Raw genomic sequence first — 3447 nt, forward strand, 5'->3', positions numbered from 1 at the left:
CCTGTGTATTCATCATCAGGATCATAAATATCATTAAAGTCAAATAATAGATCTATAAGCTGTGAATAGAATCCATCCCATTTTGTTCGTTCTTTTTTTAAACGTTTTAAAAAATTCTCAATATGAAGTGTAAGTTTTTCCTGATTAATTGAAGACATCATGTTTAAACCTATGTGTGTGACAGTTACATAAGAGATAGGGAATTCAGTATATATATACGTTTTACTTCTCAACAAAATATTAACTAATAAACGATTAGATTAATAACCAAAGCTCTAGAGAGCCTAAATTCCTCCTGTAGTACAGTATCTATTTATCGCATTAAGCATATTTTCTGCCTGCTCCACGCTTAAATTCATCTAGGCGCCAGCCTGAAAAAAAGCTAGAATTAAGTTAATTAATAAAAATCAATTTCAAAACTTGTATAGGGATAAAAATTCAAAGTTTTAAATTTATTTAGCCATCAAAAGCATCTAAAAAGTTACACGGTATTTTCTGCTTAAACACTTCCTCATTATTCACTTAAATAAATTCATATTTTTTCAAAATCATGAATCATAAATTCAAATTAAAACCTCATCACCTCCATATTTTAAATTCTAAACGTCCTACATTTAAAACAACGATAAGCACTCCATCAAAGTTAAGTTCAAAGTTAAATAGGCCCTGTATTTAAGATGGAGCTATAGATATCACGGTAATTTCTTCACGCCAAGCATTTAAAAAAACTATGGCAAATCAACCGAAATCACCCGAAAAGAAATGGAATAGTAAGCAATAGATTGCCATAAAGTATGACCTAAGCTTTTACTAAGGTAGATTCAAAAATGCGTAGAACTCCAGCTTTAGATCAAACTAAATCATTCCTATCACGTTGTAGAGATATTGATGCAGTATGGATACTCAATATCTTTAATGAAGAGATTAAACAATACAAAGATGTTAGGCGGACTGATGTTGATATGCTAAACAGACTCGATAAATTTTCTGATATCAAAAAGGAAATCATGGCTGAACTCTGTCATTTACATGACCGTGATATAGAGCATTTTATTTATTGCCTAGAAGAATACCAAGCTCATATTTCTATGCCTAAAATTGATCTGAAGAATATCGAAAATAATAAACGTTTTATATTATTCGCAAACAATACTATGCAAAATAATTTAAGAAGTAGAATACTAGAAGATATAAGCAATCCTGTTTATAAGTTTTTTTATATACTTTTCACATACGAAGAATATTTTGACCATCCCAGATCATTAGAGGAAATATATAAACGTTTCTCCAATGTACACATGAAGTTCGATAGTCATTTTAATTTTGCTGAAAATGATTTTTACATATGGGCTAATAGTCACATTTATAAAAGTGAAGAATATAAGAGACTCCGCGTGAATTTATTAAACTCTACTAATCCTGAAATAAATATTAACTCAATCTTTGATCAACTTTATGATCTAGATATTAATGTCCACTATGCCCTTAGAAAAAAAATATCTAATGCTTGGTATCAGAAAAGACATCGAGATGATAAAAAGGTTAAAAAACCTGGATTTTATGCTCTTACAGTTAAAGCAAAAGAAGCCTTAGCCTCACTTGCTCGTAAAAAAAACCTTTCGGAAGATAAGGTTTTGGAAGAACTCATAAATCAAGCCTATGTAAAAGAATGTAACCCCCTAACAGGTGAGTTTCCCTACTAAATCCAATTTAAATCATAGTAAAATTAGACTCTGCCTAGATTAGGCAGAGTCTAATTTCATTAATGAACATTAAATTAAGAAGCTTAGAGTTCCGATTGTTCAAGAATTTTTTCAAGTAAAGGTTTATTTTTACGTAAAGTATTCGAAATACTTTTTTCAACATATTCAGTCCCATATGATAGAAAATCATTATATTCCTCATATGGGTATCCTCGCTTTAAAGCATTTTTAATATTCGAAATTTCTTCGCTCATTATTGTCATTAGCTGTTCACTATTTTTATACTTCGGATCATTTTTATCAACTTCCTTTAGTCTGCTTTCTTGAAATGATATATTTACCTCAATTTCAGTTAATTTATCATTAAGCCACTTGGTATCAAATTTCTCAAACTCTTCTTCAATAACCTCAATACAATCTTTCGCAACTTGATCTGCAGATTTCCAACGCTTACCTTGCTGATGTTGTCGCAACACAATCTGCGTAAGCATTTCGTTTTTTTGATTTCTGATCTTAGTCCTTTCACCTAAAACAACTCTAGTCTTATCAATTCGTTTTTTTAAAGCCTTATTAGTCAACCCATAATTAACCGTATTTAAACAAATATATTGATAAAAAATATTTTCAAACTCTTCTTCAGCTTCTTTTGCAGTTAAGTTAGACAATCTACTAGACAGCGAATCTAGCTGATTAAACAATTCAATTAAATCCCCACTACTATATTTATAATCTTTTTGGAATTGTTCATAACGGGGATTGTGTTGATCCTGAAGCATAGCTTGATAAATTTCTTGAGTTTCGCCTTCTTCAAAATCATCCTTTATTTTGTGAAACTTTATTCTTTCAACAGACTCTAAATTAGAAAATTTTATAGATTGGATGCTCTTGATCTTCTCTTTCACTGTTTTAATAGGCATAGATTTATCTCTTACAACTTCTACTTTTAGTTGTTGCACATAAGGATCCCAATCCGCAAGAAATACAATGACTGCACCATACTGATTTAACAGCTCAGCTTTTAACTCGTTAATATTTTGTCTAATTTCCACATGAGACATCTGCTAAACCTTTTTAAATTAGAATTACATAACTAATTTACATGAAAAAATAAACCTTACAATTCAATTAATTTACGTTCATTTATTTTTTACAGCTGTAACATTCCTCATTTTTTATTTATCAATTGCACAATGCGCTTATCGACAATACATGAGTGTTTAAAAGTGACAATAACTATTTCTACTTACGACTATCTGTTTCTAAAATTCGGCAACCCGATGCCAATGCTGGATGATGTCTGTAAAGCATATTACCCACATCTAAGCAAAGAAAATATTTTAGAAAAAGCAAGAAAAATGGACTTCCCTTTCAAATGCGCACGTCTAGATCGAAGTCAAAAGTCTCCGTATTTTGTGGACTTAAAAGATCTCTCTAATGTGCTAGATGGCTTGTTCCAAAAGGACTCACCCTATATTGATACTGATATTATTTATAATTTTAAAAGCCCGAAGGAGTAAATTAGCAATGGCTTATCTTACTTCTCAAGAACTACTAAATAGATTCAAAATCAAATCTCAAACAACATTATGGAGATGGCAGCAACCTACTCAGAAAATTTTTAAAGAACCCTTTCCAGCTCCTATCAAGGTATCCGTGGGTTCTAAAAGCCTTTGGGATGAAGAGCAAATCATAATCTGGGAAAACCAATATTTCAGAAATAACAAAAGCCTAACTAATTAGTTAG

General features: G+C 30.7%; 4 protein-coding genes. 3 read left to right on the top strand and 1 reads right to left on the bottom strand.

Going from position 1 to position 3447, the window contains the following annotated elements; translation table 11 throughout:
• Positions 1-827 precede the first annotated feature (827 nt).
• Entirely contained in the window at positions 828-1703 is an 876-nt protein-coding gene (locus B2Y23_RS04315; RefSeq protein ID WP_180144301.1) for a hypothetical protein, read from the top strand.
• 83 nt (positions 1704-1786) lie between these two features.
• On the opposite strand, the gene B2Y23_RS04320 is transcribed toward B2Y23_RS04315, so the two are convergent.
• Complete coding sequence (locus B2Y23_RS04320; RefSeq protein WP_291369237.1) at positions 1787-2761, bottom strand: hypothetical protein; 975 nt, start codon at positions 2759-2761, stop codon at positions 1787-1789.
• 132 nt (positions 2762-2893) lie between these two features.
• On the opposite strand from B2Y23_RS04320, the gene B2Y23_RS04325 reads away from it, so the two are divergent.
• Complete coding sequence (locus tag B2Y23_RS04325; protein ID WP_291369239.1) at positions 2894-3220, top strand: pyocin activator PrtN family protein; 327 nt, start codon at positions 2894-2896, stop codon at positions 3218-3220.
• 7 nt (positions 3221-3227) lie between these two features.
• Positions 3228-3443 carry a hypothetical protein gene (locus B2Y23_RS04330; RefSeq protein ID WP_168416634.1) on the top strand — a complete coding sequence of 72 codons (216 nt, stop codon included), beginning with the start codon at positions 3228-3230 and terminating at the stop codon, positions 3441-3443.
• The last annotated feature ends 4 nt before the right edge of the window (positions 3444-3447 follow it).

The organism is Acinetobacter sp. UBA5934 (assembly GCF_002430855.1).
In the GTDB taxonomy this organism is placed as follows: Bacteria; Pseudomonadota; Gammaproteobacteria; order Pseudomonadales; family Moraxellaceae; genus Acinetobacter.

Coding starts and splice junctions, on each gene's coding strand:
- B2Y23_RS04315 (WP_180144301.1), top strand. CDS start 828: ATGCGTAGAACTCCAGCTTTAGATCAAACTAAATCATTCCTATCACGT.
- B2Y23_RS04320 (WP_291369237.1), bottom strand. CDS start 2,761: ATGTCTCATGTGGAAATTAGACAAAATATTAACGAGTTAAAAGCTGAG.
- B2Y23_RS04325 (WP_291369239.1), top strand. CDS start 2,894: ATGCGCTTATCGACAATACATGAGTGTTTAAAAGTGACAATAACTATT.
- B2Y23_RS04330 (WP_168416634.1), top strand. CDS start 3,228: ATGGCTTATCTTACTTCTCAAGAACTACTAAATAGATTCAAAATCAAA.